Annotated in this window: 17 protein-coding genes; 9 read left to right on the top strand and 8 right to left on the bottom strand. The window is 60.6% G+C overall.

The annotated features are described in order from the left end of the window. Positions 1 to 22 precede the first annotated feature (22 nt). Entirely contained in the window at positions 23 to 1,477 is a 1,455-nt protein-coding gene (gene hydA, locus H4W29_RS14570) for a dihydropyrimidinase (protein ID WP_192729533.1), read from the top strand. Between the two features lie 5 nt (positions 1,478 to 1,482). After that, entirely contained in the window at positions 1,483 to 1,860 is a 378-nt protein-coding gene (locus tag H4W29_RS14565) for a hypothetical protein (RefSeq protein WP_210332178.1), read from the top strand. Positions 1,861 to 1,862: 2 nt separating this feature from the next. On the opposite strand, the gene H4W29_RS14560 is transcribed toward H4W29_RS14565, so the two are convergent. Next, positions 1,863 to 2,276, bottom strand: coding sequence for a cupin domain-containing protein (locus H4W29_RS14560; protein WP_192729531.1), 414 nt, complete (start codon positions 2,274 to 2,276; stop codon positions 1,863 to 1,865). A 94-nt stretch (positions 2,277 to 2,370) separates the two neighbouring features. On the opposite strand from H4W29_RS14560, the gene H4W29_RS14555 reads away from it, so the two are divergent. The 6 genes from H4W29_RS14555 (at position 2,371) to H4W29_RS14530 (ending at position 11,395) form a co-directional block, all read left to right on the top strand. Then, positions 2,371 to 3,156, top strand: a complete 786-nt coding sequence (locus H4W29_RS14555) for an ABC transporter ATP-binding protein (RefSeq protein ID WP_192729530.1) — start codon at positions 2,371 to 2,373, stop codon at positions 3,154 to 3,156. Positions 3,157 to 3,381: 225 nt separating this feature from the next. After that, the gene (locus H4W29_RS14550; RefSeq protein ID WP_192729529.1) at positions 3,382 to 4,266 is read left to right on the top strand and encodes an ABC transporter permease; all 885 of its coding nucleotides are present in this window, start codon (positions 3,382 to 3,384) and stop codon (positions 4,264 to 4,266) included. Next, the gene (locus H4W29_RS14545; protein WP_192729528.1) at positions 4,263 to 5,390 is read left to right on the top strand and encodes an ABC transporter permease; all 1,128 of its coding nucleotides are present in this window, start codon (positions 4,263 to 4,265) and stop codon (positions 5,388 to 5,390) included. The genes H4W29_RS14550 and H4W29_RS14545 overlap by 4 nt, the downstream gene beginning before the upstream one ends. Before the next feature lie 54 nt (positions 5,391 to 5,444). Further along, positions 5,445 to 6,416, top strand: a complete 972-nt coding sequence (locus tag H4W29_RS14540; RefSeq protein ID WP_192729527.1) for an ABC transporter substrate-binding protein — start codon at positions 5,445 to 5,447, stop codon at positions 6,414 to 6,416. Between the two features lie 410 nt (positions 6,417 to 6,826). After that, positions 6,827 to 8,059, top strand: a complete 1,233-nt coding sequence (locus tag H4W29_RS14535) for an efflux RND transporter periplasmic adaptor subunit (RefSeq protein ID WP_246517180.1) — start codon at positions 6,827 to 6,829, stop codon at positions 8,057 to 8,059. Between the two features lie 12 nt (positions 8,060 to 8,071). Beyond that, positions 8,072 to 11,395: an efflux RND transporter permease subunit gene (locus H4W29_RS14530; RefSeq protein WP_192729526.1), complete on the top strand. Its 3,324-nt coding sequence runs from the start codon at positions 8,072 to 8,074 to the stop codon at positions 11,393 to 11,395. A 58-nt stretch (positions 11,396 to 11,453) separates the two neighbouring features. Here the strand turns inward: H4W29_RS14530 and H4W29_RS14525 are convergent, their stop codons facing one another. Next, positions 11,454 to 12,515, bottom strand: coding sequence for a LacI family DNA-binding transcriptional regulator (locus H4W29_RS14525; protein WP_192729525.1), 1,062 nt, complete (start codon positions 12,513 to 12,515; stop codon positions 11,454 to 11,456). 461 nt (positions 12,516 to 12,976) lie between these two features. Here H4W29_RS14525 and H4W29_RS14520 point away from each other — a divergent pair, with 461 nt between their 5' ends. Further along, a complete protein-coding gene (locus H4W29_RS14520) occupies positions 12,977 to 13,663 on the top strand; it encodes a Crp/Fnr family transcriptional regulator (RefSeq protein WP_192729524.1) in 687 nt (228 codons plus the stop codon). 3 nt (positions 13,664 to 13,666) lie between these two features. Here the strand turns inward: H4W29_RS14520 and ureG are convergent, their stop codons facing one another. The 6 genes from ureG to ureC all read right to left on the bottom strand — a co-directional run bounded on the left by ureG (position 13,667) and on the right by ureC (position 19,388). After that, the gene (gene ureG, locus H4W29_RS14515; protein ID WP_192729523.1) at positions 13,667 to 14,278 is read right to left on the bottom strand and encodes an urease accessory protein UreG; all 612 of its coding nucleotides are present in this window, start codon (positions 14,276 to 14,278) and stop codon (positions 13,667 to 13,669) included. An 86-nt stretch (positions 14,279 to 14,364) separates the two neighbouring features. Beyond that, a complete protein-coding gene (locus H4W29_RS14510) occupies positions 14,365 to 15,036 on the bottom strand; it encodes an urease accessory protein UreF (protein ID WP_192729522.1) in 672 nt (223 codons plus the stop codon). Positions 15,037 to 15,042: 6 nt separating this feature from the next. Continuing rightward, a complete protein-coding gene (locus H4W29_RS14505) occupies positions 15,043 to 15,627 on the bottom strand; it encodes an urease accessory protein UreE (protein WP_192729521.1) in 585 nt (194 codons plus the stop codon). Between the two features lie 85 nt (positions 15,628 to 15,712). Beyond that, entirely contained in the window at positions 15,713 to 16,576 is an 864-nt protein-coding gene (locus H4W29_RS14500) for a GGDEF domain-containing protein (protein WP_192729520.1), read from the bottom strand. Positions 16,577 to 16,982: 406 nt separating this feature from the next. Continuing rightward, complete coding sequence (locus H4W29_RS14495; protein ID WP_192730741.1) at positions 16,983 to 17,657, bottom strand: TIGR02117 family protein; 675 nt, start codon at positions 17,655 to 17,657, stop codon at positions 16,983 to 16,985. 18 nt (positions 17,658 to 17,675) lie between these two features. Beyond that, entirely contained in the window at positions 17,676 to 19,388 is a 1,713-nt protein-coding gene (gene ureC, locus H4W29_RS14490; RefSeq protein WP_192729519.1) for an urease subunit alpha, read from the bottom strand. Positions 19,389 to 19,391 lie beyond the last annotated feature (3 nt).

Raw genomic sequence — 19,391 nt, 5'->3', positions numbered from 1 at the left:
GCTAGGAAAAGGAGCAGCAGCCATGACCACAGTCATCAAGAACGGCACCATCGTCACGGCCGACCTCACCTATAAGGCTGACGTGAAGATCGACGGCGGCAAGATCGTCGAGATCGGCCCCAACCTCTCCGGCAACGAGGTGCTGGATGCCACGGGCTGTTACATCATGCCCGGCGGCATCGATCCCCACACCCATCTCGAAATGCCCTTCATGGGCACCTATTCCTCCGACGATTTCGAAAGCGGCACACGGGCGGCCCTTGCCGGCGGCACGACCATGGTCGTCGACTTCGCCCTGCCCTCGCCCGGCCAATCGCTTCTCGAAGCACTGACGATGTGGGACAACAAGTCCACGCGGGCCAATTGCGACTATTCCTTCCACATGGCGATCACCTGGTGGGGAGAGCAGGTCTTCAACGAGATGAAGACGATCGTCCAGGACAAGGGGATCAACACCTTCAAGCACTTCATGGCCTATAAGGGCGCACTGATGGTGAATGATGACGAGATGTTCGCCTCCTTCCAGCGCTGCGCCGAGCTTGGCGCCCTGCCGCTGGTCCATGCCGAAAACGGCGATGTCGTCGCCTCGCTGTCGGCCAAGCTGCTGTCGGAAGGCAATAATGGCCCCGAAGCCCACGCCTATTCGCGCCCGGCCGAAGTCGAGGGCGAGGCCACCAACCGCGCCATCATGATCGCCGACATGGCCGGCTGCCCCGTCTATATCGTCCATACTTCCTGCGAACAGGCGCATGAAGCGATCCGCCGCGCCCGCCAGAAGGGCATCCGCGCCTATGGCGAGCCGCTGATCCAGCACCTGACGCTCGACGAGACCGAATATTTCGACAAGGACTGGGATCATGCCGCTCGCCGCGTCATGTCCCCGCCATTCCGCAACAAGCAGCACCAGGACAGCCTCTGGGCCGGCCTCGCTTCCGGTTCGCTGCAGGTCGTGGCGACCGACCATTGCGCCTTCACAACGGCGCAGAAACGCTTCGGCGTTGGTGACTTCACCAAGATCCCGAACGGCACCGGCGGCCTCGAAGACCGCATGCCGATGCTCTGGACCTATGGCGTCAATACAGGCCGCCTGACGATGAACGAATTCGTCGCAGTCACCTCCACCAACATTGCCAAGATCCTCAACATATACCCGAAGAAGGGTGCCATCCTCGTTGGCGCCGATGCCGACCTCGTCGTCTGGGATCCGAAGCGCTCCAAGACCATTTCGTCGAAGAGCCAGCAATCGGCGATCGATTATAACGTTTTCGAAGGCAAGGAAGTGACCGGCCTGCCGCGCTATACGCTGACGCGTGGGGTCGTGGCGATCGAGGAGGATACGGTCAAGACCCGCTCGGGCCACGGCGAATTCGTCAGGCGCGAGCCGGTCACCGCCGTCAGCAAGGCGCTGTCGACCTGGAAGGAGATCACAGCGCCGCGCAAGGTCGAGCGCACGGGCATCCCGGCGAGCGGAGTGTGATATTGATGCGCGGCCATCTGCTTCTGACGATCGTTTCCCTGGCCGCGCTTTATACTGCGGCGAATGCTGACACGCTGCCCATCAAGGGCAGCTACGGCAACAAGGATGGCTGTGCCTACGCCAAGAGCGGCGAAAGTACAGGTTCCGACAACTTCTTTCTCCTGACTTCCGAAGGCATCACCACGGCGGCCTCTTACTGCGAAATCAAGAAAGTCCTGAAGACCGAAGGCAAGGATTTCACCGCCACGGTCGCTTGCCAGGCGGAGGGCGAAGAGAGCAGCAACGACGACACCGTCAAGATCACATCAGGGCCTAAAGGCTATACGATCGGGTTCGTGGCCGATGCCGCAATCAAGTGGGGGCCGCTGCCGCTATGCAAATAGCCTCACGCCGGCACCAGCGCATCCAGCTCGGGCAGCAGGATCACGCTTTCCTGCTCGTTCGGATCGGTGCGGGCAATGATCGCCGTACAGGGCGTGCTGCTCAGGTTGGCCGGCAAATGCGGGACGCCCGCCGGGATGTAGAAAAGCTCGCCGGCATGCACGACAATGTGGTTCTCCAGCTTGTCGCCGTACCAGGTATGCGCCTCACCGGAGAGCATGTAGATCGCTGTCTCATGCGCCTCATGCAGATGCGCCTTGGCGCGCACGCCGGGCGGGATCGTCAGAAGATGCATGCAGATGCCCTTCGCGCCGACCGTCTCGGCCGCAATACCCTCGAAATAGCTGAGCCCTTGCTTGCCGTCATAGGTATGGTTGGGGCGAACAATATGGCAGGTGGGCTTTGATTTTGCGTCCATCCTCATCCTCCAAGGACTGTGCTGTCGGTAAGGCCGGCGGCAATGATATCATGGAAAACCGCGACGGCGCGGCGAAAACAAGACTGGTTTATTGATGCAAGCACCCTCCGTCGTATCCGCCAAGGATCTCTGTCTCAGCTACCAGACGAATGACGGCGCGGTGCACGCGCTTGCTGATGTCAATCTCGATATCCGCAGGGGCGAGTTCGTCTCCTTCATCGGCCCTTCCGGCTGCGGCAAGACGACCTTCCTGCGCGTCATCGCCGATCTTGAGCGCAAGACTTCCGGCGACATCGCCATCAACGGAATGACACCGGATGAGGCCCGCAAGGCCCGCGCATATGGCTACGTCTTCCAGGCGCCGGCACTTTATCCGTGGCGCACAATCGAGAAGAACATCGCCCTGCCACTGGAGATCATGGGTTATTCAAAACCCGAACAGAAGAAGCGTATTGACGGCGCGCTCGACCTCGTCGAACTCTCTGGCTTCGAGAAGAAGTTCCCCTGGCAGCTTTCAGGCGGCATGCAGCAGCGCGCCTCCATCGCCCGCGCCCTCGCCTTCGACGCCGACCTGCTCTTGATGGACGAACCCTTCGGGGCGCTGGACGAAATCGTCCGCGATCATCTGAATGCGGCGCTTCTGAAACTTTGGTCGCGCACCAACAAGACGATCTGCTTCGTCACCCATTCCATTCCGGAAGCCGTCTACCTTTCCACCAAGATCGTCGTCATGTCGCCACGCCCTGGCCGCGTGACCGATATCATCGACTCGACACTGCCGAAGGAGCGACCGCTCGACATCCGCGAAACACCGGAATTCCTGGAAATCGCCCATCGCGTTCGCGAGGGGCTGAGGGCGGGGCATAGCTATGAGCAGTAGGCCTTTGCGTTCGATGGCTACCCCCCTCTGTCCTGCCGGACATCTCCCCCACAAGGGGGGAGATTGGCTGGGGGTATCGGCTTCCCCAAACAATGGACGCTGCAAACTGTGCAACGTTAGCGTTGTACGGAGGTCCAGCCTCTGGCCAATCTCCCCCCTTGTGGGGGAGATGTCCGGCAGGACAGAGGGGGGTAACTCCATCCTCCACGCACAGAGGCAGGCCGCATGAAACCCGACACCCTCAAGGACAAGATCGTCCCCGTCCTCACCATCCTGCTGGTGCTGGTTGCCATCTGGTATGTCGCCGCCGTCTTCCTCAACGCGCCATTCCAGCGCGATATGGACACGCGCAATAACGTCACCTCGACGACGACGGAATTCATCGGCAGGACACTCTCTCAACCGAAGCCCATCCTGCCGGCGCCGCATCAGGTGGCGCAGAACGTCTTCGAAAACACCTTCCTGCGAAAGCTCTCCAGCAATCGCAGCCTCGTCTACCACGCAGGCGTCACCCTCTCTTCCACCGCGCTTGGCTTTGCGCTCGGTACGCTGCTCGGCATCGTGATCGCCGTCGGCATCATCCATATCAAGGCGCTCGACCGCAGCCTGATGCCGTGGATCATCGCATCCCAAACCGTGCCGATCCTGGCGATCGCGCCGATGGTCATCGTGGTACTCGGCTCGATCAATATTACCGGCCTCCTTCCGAAGGCACTGATCTCCACCTACCTCTCCTTCTTCCCGGTCACGGTCGGCATGGTGAAGGGGCTGCGCTCACCCGAGGTCATGCATCTCGATCTGATGCGCACCTATAATGCCACGGCTGCCCAAACCTTCTGGAAGCTGCGCGTGCCCGCCTCCATACCCTTTCTCTTCACTTCGATGAAGGTGGCGATCGCCGCAAGCCTCGTCGGCGCTATCGTCGGCGAACTGCCGACCGGCGCCGTCGCCGGCATTGGCTCCAAGCTGCTTGCCGGCTCCTATTACAGCCAGACGATCGATATCTGGGCAGCACTGGTCGCCGGCTCGGTCCTCGCGGCGCTCCTTGTCGCCATCGTCGGCCTCGTGGCGAAGATCGTCGACCGCGCCATGGGCGGGAGGCCGGCATGAAGCAAGTCGTGCTTTCCTGGCAGGGCCTGATTGCCCTCCTCTGCGTGGTGGGCGCAATGGTCATGCTGCCTGTCTTCGGGGCCGGTGCCACACAGCCTCCGTCCGCAGGAACTGTCATCCTGATCGCTCTGCTTGCGATCGTCGCGGCACTGATCTCCTTCGCGCCCCTATCTACATCGCTTGTCGCACCCGCCCTCTTCGTGGGCGCTCATGGTGCGGCATGGCTGCTGCTCGGTACGCTTTCGGGCAATGAAGGCTTCGCCGGCGCCTCCTTCTTCCTGCTGCTGGCCGCCTGCTGGCTGCTTGCCTGGCGTTGCGTGACGGAGCTTTCGGAGCTCAAGCCGACAACACCGTCCAGCCAGTGGCTGCTGCGGCTGCTGATCCCAGCAATCTTCGGTGCCTGGATCCTCATCATCTGGGAAACGATCACGCGCGGCGCCGGTATCCCTTTCGTGCTGCTGCCGCCGCCGTCCGCGATCGGCGCACGTATCATAGGCTCCCTGCCGATCCTCGGCGAAGATATCAGGCAAACGATCTTCAAGGCCGTTCTGATCGGTTACACCATCGGCTGCGTCAGCGGCTTCGTCGTCGCCATCCTTGCAGACCGCTTCGCCTTTCTGCGCCGCGGTCTGCTGCCGATCGGGAATCTGGTTTCGGCCCTGCCGATGATCGGCGTGGCACCGATCATGGTCATGTGGTTCGGCTTCGACTGGCCGTCGAAGGCGGCCGTCGTCATCATCATGACCTTCTTCCCGATGCTGGTGAATACGGTCGCCGGACTTGCCGCCTCCGGCAACATGGAACGCGACCTGATGCGCACCTATGCATCGAACTACTGGCAGACGCTGGTCAAGCTCAGGCTTCCGGCCGCAATGCCCTTCATTTTCAACGCACTGAAGATCAACTCGACGCTGGCACTGATTGGTGCCATCGTTGCGGAATTCTTCGGAACGCCGATCGTCGGCATGGGCTTCCGCATCTCCACGGAGATCGGTCGCATGAATGTCGATATGGTCTGGGCCGAGATCGCCGTCGCAGCGCTCGCAGGCTCGATCTTCTACGGTGTCGTCGCCCTTGCCGAGAGGGCGGTGACGTTCTGGCATCCGTCTATCCGTGGTGGTTAGACATGCCCCGGCCCCGCATCAGGGCCTGGGCATAACTTCAGAGGGAACAAGAAAATGAAAAAATTGATGGTTGCAATGATGGCGAGCGCTATGTCGCTTGCCGCCGCCCACGCGATGGCGGCCGACAAGGTGGCGCTCCAGTTGAAATGGGTCACCCAGTCGCAATTCGCCGGCTACTACGTCGCCAAGGATAAGGGCTATTATGAAGAAGAGGGTCTCGACGTCGACATCAAGCCAGGCGGCCCCGATATCGCTCCTGAGCAGGTGATCGCCGGCGGCGGCGCCGATGTGATCGTCGACTGGATGGGCGGCGCACTTGTTGCCCGCGAAAAGGGCGTTCCGCTGGTCAACATCGCCCAGCCCTATCAGAAGTCCGGCATGGAAATGATCTGCCGCAAGGACGGCCCGGTCAAGACCGAAGCCGACTTCAAGGGCCACACGCTCGGCGTCTGGTTCTTCGGCAACGAATATCCCTTCTTCGCCTGGATGAACAAGCTCGGCCTCAAGACCGACGGCGGCCCCGATGGCGTGACCGTGCTGAAGCAGAGCTTCGACGTGCAGCCTCTCCTGCAGAAGCAGGCCGACTGCATTTCCGTCATGACCTATAACGAATACTGGCAGGCAATCGATGCCGGCCTGAAGCCGGAAGACCTCATTGTCTTCAACTATACCGCCATGGGCAACGACCTCCTGGAGGACGGCCTTTATGCGATGGAAGACAAGCTGAAGGATCCGGCCTTCAAGGAAAAGATGGTCAAGTTCGTCCGCGCCTCCATGAAGGGCTGGAAATATGCGATGGAGAACCCGGATGAGGCAGCCGGAATCGTCGTCGACGCCGGCGGCCAGGACGAAAACCACCAGAAGCGCATGATGGGCGAAGTCGCCAAGCTGATCGGCGACGGCACCGGCAAGCTCGACACCACGCTCTATGATCGTACGGCAAAGGCTCTGCTCGACCAGAAGATCATCAACAAGGAACCCTCGGGCGCCTGGACCCACGACATTACCGACGCAGCCGCCAAGTAACTGCGTATCGATACCGAAATGCAACGCGCGCGGGAAATATTCCCGCGCGTTTCTATTTTTTGCATTTAATGAGAAAAATCGCCTTGCAACTGTCGCATTTATCAGGCGTCAAACGTCAAGCATATGAGAGCCGATCAATCATCGTCATGTTCACATAACCCTCAGGTGATTGATGAGCCCCGCAATGGTAATTAATATTATCTCATGGGGAATTATTTTCTGCCGGGCTTGCACGTGGAGCAAATCGATACCACGTACTAGCTGGATTTGCCGGGTTGGGACGATAAGTTCCGGCAAGTGGGATGCGGGTAAATACCTCTGAGATTTGGAAGACGGCATTTGCCCGGTTCGCGAGTTGCATGACGACGCGCGAGTCCGGCCGATCCTGTCAAGAGATTGGACCACGACGCATGGCACTGAAGCCGCACGCATTACTACGCGCCTCCACTTTCCCTGTCGCCGCTTTTGCGGTCTCCACCCTTCTTGCCGCCGCTTTTGCGGCCTCGGCTGTATTTGCCGAGGAACCCCAGACCACGCCTCCGCAGGCCCAGGCTTCCCAGAACCTGCCGGCAATCGTTGTTACTACGGCGGTGAACCGCACCCTCGTCGACCGTGTCATCGGCACGGGAACGGTCAAGCCCGTCGAGGAAGTCTATATCCAGCCGCAGGTCGAAGGCCTCTCCATTCGCACCCTCAAGGCCGATGTCGGCGATAAGGTTCAAGCGGAAAGTACGCTGGCGACGCTCAACGACGACGCTCTGATCCTGACCAAGAGCCAGATGATGGCGACGAAAGCCAAGGGTGAGGCAAGCCTTGCACAGCTACGCGCCCAGCTCATCGAGGCACAGGCCAATGCCGAGCAGGCAAGGCAGCAGCAGGCCCGTGCCCAGGAAATGGGAAAGAAAGGCACGGTTTCCACAGCTCAGGTCGAGCAGGCAGATGCGACCGCCGCAGCCGCCAATGCCCGCGTCGCTTCCGCCGAACAGGCGATCGAGGTTGCCGAAGCCGACCTCAAGGTCTTCGACAGCCAGATCGCCGATGCGGACCTGAAGCTGGCGCGCACCGATGTGAAAACACCGGTTGCAGGCATCGTTTCAGCCAAGAACGCCAAAGTCGGTGCCATTGCCGCCGGTACCGGCGACCCGCTTTTCACCATCATCCGCGACGGCGACGTCGAACTTGTCGCCGAAGTCGCCGAAAGCGACATTGTCAGGGTCATGGCCGGCCAGAAGGCGACGATCTCGCTTTCCGGCAGCCGCGAGAAGCTTTCCGGCGCGGTGCGCCTGGTGTCGCCGACCGTCGATCCGGTCACCCGTCTGGGCCTCGTCCATATCTCCATCGACGATGACAGCAAGGCGCGTTCCGGCATGTATGGCAGCGCCGAGATCATCGTCCGCGAGACCGAGGGCGTATCGCTTCCGCTGACCGCGGTGCTCACCGGCAGCGAAGGCTCCTCCGCCCGCAGGGTCGAGAATGGCGTGGTGAAATTCGCCAAGATCGAGACCGGCATCCAGGACGGACCCTATGTCGAGATCATCAATGGATTGAAGACCGGCGACGAGGTCGTGGCCAAGGCGGGCGCCTATGTCCGCGACGGCGACCACATCACTCCGGTGCGCGAACAGCCCTCGGCTTCCAACTAAAGAGACCATCCGATGAATTTTTCAGCCTGGTCCATTCGAAATCCGATCGCGCCGCTCCTGGCCTTCTGCCTGCTGATATTCATCGGCATGCAGTCCTTCAACACGCTGCCGATCACGCGCTTCCCGAATATCGACGTGCCGCTCGTTTCGATCAGCGTGACGCAGAGTGGCGCGTCGCCGGCTGAACTCGAAATGCAGGTGACGAAGGAGATCGAAGACGCGATAGCCTCGATCACCGGTATCGACGAAATCCAGTCGACCGTGACCGATGGCAGCTCGCAGACCAACGTCATGTTCCGGATGGAAGTGCCGACGGAACAGGCTGTGCAGGACGTCAAGGACGCGATCGACCGCATTCGCAGCGATTTGCCGGCAACGGCCGAAACGCCGATCGTCACCAAGGTTGATGTCGAGGGCCAGGCGATCCAGACCTTCGCCGTTTCCTCGCCCGATATGTCGCTGGAAGAGCTCTCCTGGTTCGTCGATGATACCGTCAAGCGTGCCCTGCAGGGCCAGGCCGGCATCGGCCGCGTCGACCGTTACGGCGGCGCGGAGCGCGAAGTGCGCATCGAACTCAGCCCCGACAAGCTCAACGCTCACGGCATCACCGCCGCAAGCGTGAACCAGCAGCTGCGCGGCACAAACGTCGACCTCGGCTCCGGCCGCGGCCAGGTGGCCGGCAGCGAACAGGCCATCCGCGTTCTCGGCGATGCTCGCAACGTCGCCGAGCTTGCAGACACGACGATTGCGCTGCCGAGCGGCCGTTTCGTCAAGCTGTCCGATCTTGGCGTCATCAAGGACACCTACGAGGAGCCGAAATCCTTCTCGCGCTTCAACGATACGCCGGTTGTCACCTTCGGCGTCTTCCGCTCGAAGGGCGCCAGCGAGGTCAGCGTCGCCGAAACCGTGGCGCAGAGCCTCGACAAGGTCAGGAGCGAAAACCCGAATGTGAAGATCGAGATGATCGACGATTCGGTCTATTTCACCTACGGCAACTACGAAGCGGCCATTCATACGCTGCTCGAAGGCGCGCTGCTCGCCGTCATTGTCGTGCTTCTGTTCCTCAGGAACTGGCGTGCGACCCTGATCTCGGCCATCGCCCTGCCGCTCTCGGCGATCCCGACCTTCTGGGTCATGGACATGATGGGCTTCTCGCTGAACCTCGTCAGCTTCCTGGCTTTGACGCTCGCGACGGGTATTCTCGTCGACGATGCGATCGTGGAAATCGAAAACATCGCCCGCCATATCAAGATGGGTAAGACGCCCTATCGAGCGGCGATCGAGGCCGCGGACGAAATCGGCCTCGCCGTTATCGCCACCACCTTCACGATTATCGCCGTCTTCGTGCCCGTTTCCTTCATGCCGGGCATTCCGGGCCAGTACTTCATCCAGTTCGGCCTGACCGTCGCCTTCTCCGTTTTCTTTTCGCTGATGGTCGCGCGCCTCATCACCCCAATGATGGCCGCCTATCTCATGCGCGCCGAAGACGGTGTTGACGACCATCACGATAATGATGGTTTGCTGATGAAGGGCTATACGCGTCTTGTCACCGGCACGACTCGCAGGTGGTATTGGCGTTATACGACGCTGATTGTAGCCCTCCTCCTCACGGTTGGTTCGGTCATCTCACTATTCATGTTCGTGCCTGGCAGCTTCCTACCGCCGGAAGACGCTTCGCGCATTGTTCTCTCAGTCGAACTGCCGCCGAACGCGCGGCTCGACGACACCGAGAAGACGACCGATGCGATCTATGACAGGGTCAAGGACATCGACGGCGTCGAAAGCGTCTTCGTGCTCGGCGGCGCTTCGCCGAAGGGCGAGCTCGAATTGCGCCGTGCGACCATCACGCTCGCACTCGACAAGCTCGACCAATCGCTGGTCAAGAAGGTGGTCAACGATGTGCTTGGCCATATCCCGGTCATTGGCCCGATGCTGCCGAAGGTAGAAGTCCACGGCCGTGAACGTCCGCAATGGAATATCGAAAAGGAAGTCTTCGCCAAGCTGCGCGACATTCCCGACGTCCATATCCTGAAGCTCAACGACCGCGGCGAGCGCGACCTGTCCTTCAACTTCCTTTCCAAGAACGAGAAGGACCTCAACGACGCCGTCGGCATTCTGGAATCCAAGCTTCGCGCCGATCCGCTGCTCGCCAATGTCAGCGCCGACGGCTCCCTGCCCCGTCCGGAACTACAGGTCTACCCGCGCAAGGACGAGGCCGCTCGCCTCGGCATCACGCCGCAGCAGATCTCCGAGACGATCCGCGTCGCCACCATCGGCGACGTCGATGCGGCGCTCGCCAAGATCTCGCTCGACGATCGCCAGATCCCGATCCGCGTCCAGGCCGCGCTCGACATGCGCCGCGACCTTGCCGCCATCCGGGCGCTGAAGATCCAGACCGCCAGCGGCGGCACCGTTCCGCTTTCGAGCGTTGCCAATATCGACTATTCGGAAGGCGTGAGCTCGATCAAGCGCAATAACCGCAACCGCGTCGTCTCGATCGGTTCGGACCTGCCGCAGGGCGTGGCACTCGACACGGCCTCGGCCCGCTTCCGCCAGATCGTCAGCGACGCGCAAATCCCGGCGACGGTGCATCTTGCCGAAAGCGGCGATACAAAGGTCCAGACCGAGATGCAGCAGAGCTTCGTCAACGCCATGTTGATGGGCCTCCTGCTGGTGCTGACGGTGCTGATCCTGCTCTTCAAGGATGTGATCCAGCCCTTCACCATCCTGTTCTCGCTGCCGCTCGCCATCGGCGGCGTGGCCGCCGGCCTGATCATCACCAGCAATCCGCTGTCCATGCCCGTCATGATCGGCATTCTGATGCTGATGGGTATCGTCACCAAGAACGCCATCCTGCTCGTCGATTTCGCGATCGAGATGCGCCATCAGGGCATGCCCCGCGTCGAGGCCATGGTCGAAGCCGGCCGCAAGCGCGCACGGCCGATCATCATGACCTCGATCGCCATGTCGGCCGGCATGCTGCCTTCCGCGCTCGGCGTCGGCGAAGGCGGCTCGTTCCGAGCGCCGATGGCGATCGCGGTGATCGGCGGCATTATCGTCTCGACGGTGCTCTCGCTCGTCGTCGTGCCCTCCTTCTTCCTGATCATGGACGATCTTTCCCGCCTCCTCGGCTGGATCTTCGGCCGCTTGGTCGGCAAGAAGGACAAGGAGGATCTGCCGATGTCGAGCGAAGATCTCACCCGCGCCGCGCGCGAGAACCGCAGCGACATCGAGTCGCTGGAGGAGCGCCTGACCGCGATCGAAAGACCGGAAAGCAAGCGCAAGACGGGCAACGACACCAACGTGCTGCGCCTGCCGCCCTTCGCGGCTGAATGAGCCTAACACCATGAGGCAAAAAGCCGGGCATCGACCCGGCTTTTTTATTTTCTGAGCCTTAGCGTGGACACGGCGGCGCCGTGCTGTCTCTCACGACAAGCTCGAGATCGAGCGCCTCATGGTTTTCCGGCAGTGCATTTTCGAGGATCGCCGTCACCGAGCGTCGTGCGATTTCGGCAAAGGGTTGGGCGACGGTGGTCAGACGCGGACGTGAGGTTGCAGCTTCCGGCACACCGTCGAAGCCGATGATGGATACGTCCTTCGGCACTTTCAGCCCGCGCTCGGCAAGCCACTGCATCGCGAACAGCGCAACCTTGTCCGACATGGCCAGAATGGCCGTCGGCGCACTGGCCGAGGAGAACAGGGCCTCCATCGCCATCATGGTGCTCGATCTGTCATGCAGCGTTCCCTGGATAGGAACAGCTTCGCGAGGAATGCCGTATTCCGCCAACGCCTGCCAGTAGCCATGCATGCGGTCACGCGGGGTCGCTTCCATTTCAGGATCGACACGTTCGGGCACCACCAGGCCGATAAGGCCATCGACATCGCCGATCGACAGGATCGCGATGTCACGATGCCCGAGTTCCAGCAGATGCCGCGCCGCCGCCGCGCCGCCTGCGACATTGTCGATGCCGATCGCCGGGATCGTCTCATCCTCGATGCCGAGCGCCAGCGCGATGAACGGCAGCTGGCGCTGGCGGGTGAGTTCCACGAGCCTCTCTCCGCCTTCCACGCAAAGCAGAATGAAGCCGTCGACGAGCGCGCTGTTGATGTTCCAGGCAAGCCGCTCCTCGTTCATAGCCGATACGACGGCAATGCCTGTGCCGCTGGCATCGCAAACTTCGCCGATCGCCGTCATCAGCGAACGCGCCCAGGGATCGTCGAAGAAATAGGTGAGCGGTTCGACGGCGGCGACACCGATCGCGTTCACCCGCCCTGCCCTGAGCAGCCTGCCCTTGATATCAGGCCCACCGTAACCGAGCTCGCGGGCGACATTGAGCACCCGCTCGCGCACTTCCTCCCTCACCACTTCCGGACGGCTGAAAACATTCGATGCCGTACCCTGGGATACGCCTGCCGCCTTCGCGACATCAGCCAGTCTCACATGTCCTTTGCCCAAAGCTGCTCCTTGCAGATACCAACCGGTTCACTCTAGCAAAGGATTGTATCGGTTCAAAATAAACTTGACAGAGTTAAGGATGAGGAGGAAGATTGAATCGGTTCAATAATTCCATTGGGATTTTGAATCGATTCAAAATATGGAGAATGGAGCGATGATCCCGATCAGCTCGCTATTCAAGGATCTCTATGAAGACCGATGGGGGAACCCGTGCGACGGCCGACCTGTCGAGGAGGCCGAACACGGCAAGCGCCTGTATGTCCTCCTGCCATTTCTGCGTCGGTTCATGAGCAATCGCAAAGGCCCGAACGCCTGGTCCTTCACCATCCCGAGCAATCGCCGGCTTCGATAAGGGCTCACCTGAGCGTTTGACCAAAATCAATTCCTCCGCGTCCCGCTTCCCCTATTCTGGCATCATCAAGGGGATATTGGCGGCATTCGCCGCTACCGGAGGCGGGAACATGAACAGGATGCTGATGCCGAGCAGCCGCGAGCGGGCGCTGCTTTCCAGAGCCGGAATATTTGCAGAGCTGGACAGCGCGGAAACCGAGGCGTTCCGCGCCTGCTCCACCGTGATCACGTCCGCTTCGCACGATATTCTCTTTCAGGAAGGCGAGCCGGGCGTTTATTTCTACAGTGTGCTGGAGGGCTACGTCCGGCTCTTTCGCCTGAACGGAGAGGGTCGCGAGGCAGACATCCGCATCTGCGAGCCAGGCGACAGCTTCGCCGAATGTCTGATCCAGGCGGGCGGCATCTATCGCTACGGCGCCCAGTCGATGGACAACACGGTGCTTGCCCGCTTCCACATCGGCAAGGTACGCGCCCTGCTGGCTGAACACCCGCAGATCGGCACTGCGATCATGCGCAGCCTGTCGATGCATCTGCTGTCGACGATGGAATGCCTCGCCAACGACCGGATGCAGACGGCGCCGCAGCGCGTGGCACACTACCTTCTTTCGCATTGCGTAGAGGAAGGACCGGCCGTGGCGTCGCTGCGGCTACCCTTTCCGAAAAACCTGCTCGCCCGGAAGTTGGGTCTGGCGCCGGAGGCATTATCGCGCGCTTTCTCGACGCTCAAATCGGCCGGGGTAACCGTGCGCGGCCGCTTCATCGCCATCAGCGACGTCAACATGCTGAGAAGGATATGAGCCTCAAAGGCCGCCCTGCACCCGCAGGAAGTCGACAATTGAATTGATCCCGTCGCCGCGCTTCATATCGGAGAAGACGAAGGGACGGGTCGCTCGCATGCGCGTAGCATCGCGGTCCATCACCTCAAGGTCGGCCCCGACGTAAGGGGCCAGATCCTTCTTGTTGATGACAAGAAGGTCAGATCGGGTAATGCCCGGCCCGCCCTTGCGCGGAATTTCCTCGCCCTGGCAGACCGAGATCACATAGATGGTGATGTCGGCGAGATCGGGCGAAAAGGTCGCCGCCAGATTGTCGCCGCCGGATTCGATAAAGACTACGTCGAGATCGGGAATACGCTCGTTGAGATTGGCAATGGCCTGCAGGTTGATCGTCGCATCCTCGCGGATGGCCGTATGCGGGCAGCCGCCGGTCTCCACGCCGACGATGCGCTCGGACGGCAATGCCTGCATGCGCACCAGCGCCTCGGCATCCTCGGTCGTGTAGATATCGTTGGTCACGACGGCAACGGAATAGTCGTCGCGCATTGCCTTGCAGAGCTTTTCGGTCAGCGCCGTCTTGCCCGAGCCGACCGGCCCGCCGATACCAACGCGCAGGGGTCCGTTTCTAGATTTCATAGCCTTACTCCAATCGAAGTCAGATGATAGCGAAGCGCTGATTTCCCGCCACCGTCAAATGACGCAGATGCGCGGGTAATTTCGCCTCACGACCGGAACAGCCGCGTCTGCTGTGTCTCGTGACGCAGCCCGGCAATATCGGCCTGAACCGTCGCGGAACCGAGATCATCGAGGGTGGAGCGGGCAGCATGCGCCGCGATATCCATCACATGCTCCTCCAGCCCAGCGAGGATAGCAACGCCATCCTTCTGTCCGGCGACACCGAGCCGGATGCCGGCAGAAACCGCCTGTGAGAGATAGGCGTGGAGGAAGGTAGCGAGCGCCTTCTCAAGCGCTATCCCATGCGCGCCCGTCACAGCACCGACGGCCACCGGATAGGCTGCCTTCTTAGGCAATCGGTTGAATACGTCATCCGGCCAGGCCCGCGCAGCCGTCAGGAAGGCTTCTCCAAGCAGCATCGTCTCCTGGTGCCGCTCGCGCGAACCGGCAAGCGCTGCGCCAAGTTCGGCAAGCTCCGCAAGGCGAGCAGCATCATGGTGACCACGATGGCTTGCAGCAAAGAGCACAGCATCGTTCCAGACCGAGCCGTTGCTGGTCAACGTCTCCAGCCAGCGCCGCAACATGTCCGCATCGCCGACGAGTCCATCCGCCACCGCCCGCTCCAGCCCGCCGGAATAGGCGAAGGAACCGATGGGAAAGGCCGGCGAAAGCCATGCCGTCAGGCGTAGCAGAGCCTGCAGCTCACGATTCTCAGCCATCAGGCGTCAATCGTGCTTATGGTGGCTGTGGTCGTGGTCATGGTCGTGATGATCGTGCCCATGGTCATGGTGCTCGTGATCATGGTGCTCGTGGTCGTGATGCCCATGATCATGGCTATGGCCGTGATCATGATGGTCATGCCCGTGCGAATGTCCGCCGTGGGAATGATAGGCGCCGCGAGCCGGCTGGAAGGGTTCGTTGATATCGAGCACCATCGCGCCCAGTCCCTGCAGCATGGTGCGGATGACGTGATCGCGCAGGATCACGATGCGATCCTCCTCGATCTGCGCCGAGAGATGACGGTTGCCGAGATGCCAGGCAAGTTCGATCAGATGCGTGCGGTCACGGCCGCGCACTTCGAACAGTTTCTCGTCGGCGGCAAGGATTTCGATCAGCTCGCCATCTTCGCGCACCAGCATGTCACCATTGGCGAAAAGCACCGGATCCTTGAGATCGAGCATCACCATCTCGCCATTCTCCAGATGCAGGAGCTTGCGGCGCAGGTGCCGCAGATCGTGCGGCAGCTTGACCTGTGCGGTCGGATGGGAGGAAGGGGTGCCGGCGGGAAGGTAAGATGTGACGCGCTGCATGACATATCCGTTAAACTGGGACCTAGACCATGCAAAATAGCCCCTGACGATGCAAGCACCAATGCACGTTTCGTAAACGGCAGCTTTAGATTCCGGAGGCCTGCAACAGGTTCGCCTCGTTAGGCGCAATACCCTGGACGCCGAGACCGTTTTCGACGAGCCCGTGCCAGGCGTGGTTCAGCCCTTCCCGCTCGTGGACGACACGATTGCGGCCGAGCGCCTTGGCGAGGTAGAGCGCCTTGTCGGCGGAAGCATAGACCGCCTCCTTGTCGCGTCCCTCATGGAGGTCGGCAATGCCGCCTGATATCGTGATGGTGACGTCATGCCCATCCGCCGGAATCGGCCGCGCAGCAATCTGTGCTCTCACCCCTTCAATGCGCGCGACGCGCTCCTCCGGCGTCCCGCCCTGAACGACGACACCAAACTCCTCACCGCCGAGCCGAGCCACGACCGGCTCGCCATCAAAAGCCGCAGAAAGCATGGCTGAGACGCCAGTAATGACGGCATCACCGCAGCCATGGCCGAAGCGATCGTTGATCGCCTTGAAGCGGTCGACATCGAAGATGGCGAGACAGGCATCCCCATCTACCTTCTCCAGCGCGTCAGTGAAAGCCCGACGGTTCAAGAGCCCCGACAGCGTATCTGTGCGGCTGAGCTTTTCGAACTTGGCGCGCGAGACTGTCAGGTCATGAATGGCAAAGCCCGCAACGAGCGACAGCACGCCCGACACCATTCCGCCGATCAGCCAGGAGAGGATGATAGCAAAGATCATGGCATGCCCGAGGGTGATCGGCAGCACTCCCATGAAGTTGAGCGGAGGCAGGGTAATCACGATGATGAAGCCGGACAGAATGACTGCCAGAAAACTCATCTTCAGCGCAAAAGTATAAACGGTTTTGCGATGCTCGAAACTGCCTAGCTCAGCCTGAAGCGATATCCAGTTTTCCATGAGAATCGGCCTTCCTGCCCAGCGTCTTCAGGCCATTGATAGGGTTGCAATTGCTGCGGGGGTCTTAATCCAATTGTTAAAATTCGAGTGATTTCAGGGGATTCAGCCAATCTGTTTTTTCTAGCAGAGGGTGCAACTTTTCGGGACAGGCATGTCCACTGTGGAAAATACACCTAAAAACTTGATTTCAAACGTATTTTATGGGGAGCAATCGGCACCTGTTTCAGAATGGTCTATGGCTAAAAAATCACAGTCCGCCCACCGATTTTCACAACCAGATGGAGAGCGATGCTCAGATTTCACTTTAAGGGCAACAATGGGGAACAGTGTCTCAAAAACACAAGGGTTGAAACTGGAAACAACGCCGCCCCGTCAGCTACGCCAAGTTGCAGAGGAGCCCTATACTTCAATTATAGAGACCAAGCGAAAGCACTAGCGTCTGCGGCAGCGGGTTCCAGAAACCCATTCGCAGGCCGCCTGTCCGTAGCGCAGCGGCGGTCCATGTATTGCAGCCAAACAGCGCATTGAAATAGCCCCTCGCCTCGAAGAACCTGTCATAGTCGCCATATCCCCTGTCGCCGACCGGCACGACCGCTCCATTTTCCCGGATGAAACTGTCGTTGATGAAGCCGAGCAATTGCTCGAAACGCCCACCATCGACATTGAGAACCGTCACGGCCGGATGGGTTTCGGAGATGCCGCCGGCAACATCGACATGCATCACCGATCCGTCGATCGTCAGCGCGCGAAGCACCGGCATCGGCTTCAGATCGGCCCAGGTCGGTGTCTCCAGATAGAATGAGCGACCGCCCCATCCGAAGATCAGCCATTGTGCGGCAGGATCGCTCACCGGAATTCCGGCATCCTCAAGAAATGAAAACGACGCCCGAAGCCGATCGTCGAGCGGGATCGCAATATCCGTATGGATCGGGCCGGAAAGCAACAGAATGCGCTGCGAGGCTGTTGCTTCGGGGGAAGCTTCTGCTGCCACCAGCAGCGGTCTTGGAATAAAGGCACCGCCAGCTACCAATAATAAAAGCAGCGCGACAGCCCGTATCGGCCATCGCGCTGTCAGCTTCAAACCACGCATGAAAGGAACTCAGAACAGGAAATAACGCTGTGCCATCGGCAATACCGTCGCCGGTTCGCAGGTCAACAACTCGCCATTCGCCCGCACCTCGTAGGTCTCCGGATCGACCTCGATTTCAGGTGTCAGGTCGTTGTGGATCATTGACGCCTTGGAGATGCCGCCGCGTGTGTTCCTGACGGCAACGAGATCCTTGGCAACGCCGAGGCGGCCCTTGAGGCCGACATCGAGCGAGGCCTGCGACACGAAGGTCACGGAGGAATTTGTCAGGCTTTTGCCGAAGGAGGCAAACATCGGACGGTAGTGCACCGGCTGCGGCGTCGGGATCGAGGCATTCGGATCGCCCATGGGTGCCGCGGCAATCGAGCCGCCGAGCAGCACCATGTCCGGCTTCACGCCGAAGAAGGCCGGGTTCCATAGGACGAGGTCGGCGCGCTTGCCGACTTCGATCGAGCCGATCTCATGCGACAGGCCATGTGCAATCGCCGGATTGATCGTGTATTTGGCGACGTAACGGCGGACACGGAAATTGTCGTTATCGCCCTTCTCTTCTTTCAGACGGCCGCGCTGGCGCTTCATCTTGTCGGCCGTCTGCCAGGTGCGGATCAGCACTTCGCCGACACGGCCCATGGCCTGGCTGTCCGACGAGATGATCGAGAAAGCGCCGATATCGTGCAGGATGTCTTCCGCCGCGATCGTCTCCTTGCGGATACGGCTTTCGGCAAAGGCGATATCCTCAGGGATCGACGGCGACAGGTGATGGCAGACCATCAGCATGTCCAGATGCTCGGCGATCGTATTGACCGTATAGGGCCTCGTCGGGTTGGTGGACGAGGGAATGACATTCGGCTGGCCGCAGATCTTTATGATGTCGGGTGCGTGACCGCCGCCCGCACCCTCCGTATGGAAGGCATGGATGGTGCGGCCCTTGATGGCGCCGATCGTATCTTCCACGAAGCCGCTTTCGTTCAGCGTATCCGTATGGATCATCACCTGCACGTCATAGTCGTCGGCAACCGACAGGCAGCAGTCGATGGCGCCGGGCGTCGTACCCCAATCCTCATGCAGCTTCAGCGAGGTCGCGCCGGCGAGCACCATTTCCTGCAATGCGCCCGGAAGCGAAGCATTGCCCTTGCCGGCAAAGGCAAGGTTCATCGGGAAGGCATCGGCTGCCTCGATCATACGGGCGATATGCCAAGGGCCGGGCGTGCAGGTCGTCGCCAGCGTGCCGTGCGCCGGCCCGGTGCCGCCGCCGAGCATGCAGGTCAGGCCGCTCATCAGAGCCTCCTCGATCTGCTGTGGGGCGATGAAATGGATATGGCTGTCCATGCCCCCGGCGGTGAGGATCTTGCCCTCGCCGGCAATCGCTTCCGTGCCCGGACCGACAATGATATTGACGCCCGGCTGCATATCCGGATTGCCGGCCTTGCCGATCGCCGCGATGCGTCCGTCCTTGAGGCCGATATCGGCCTTGTAAATACCGGAATGATCGATGATGACGGCATTGGTGATGACGGTATCGACCGCGCCATCTGCCCGCGTCACCTGGCTCTGGCCCATGCCGTCGCGGATGACTTTCCCGCCGCCGAACTTCACCTCTTCACCATAGGTGGTAAAATCCTTTTCGATCTCGATGAAAAGCTCCGTATCGGCAAGGCGGACCTTGTCGCCGGTGGTCGGACCGAACATGCCGGCGTAAGCCTTGCGGGAGATCTTGTAGGGCATCTA

Source organism: Rhizobium viscosum, assembly GCF_014873945.1.
In the GTDB taxonomy this organism is placed as follows: domain Bacteria; phylum Pseudomonadota; class Alphaproteobacteria; order Rhizobiales; family Rhizobiaceae; genus Rhizobium; species Rhizobium viscosum.
The sequence above is the reverse complement of the archived record's forward strand: the minus strand, read 5'-3'. Positions and strand labels throughout refer to the sequence as shown.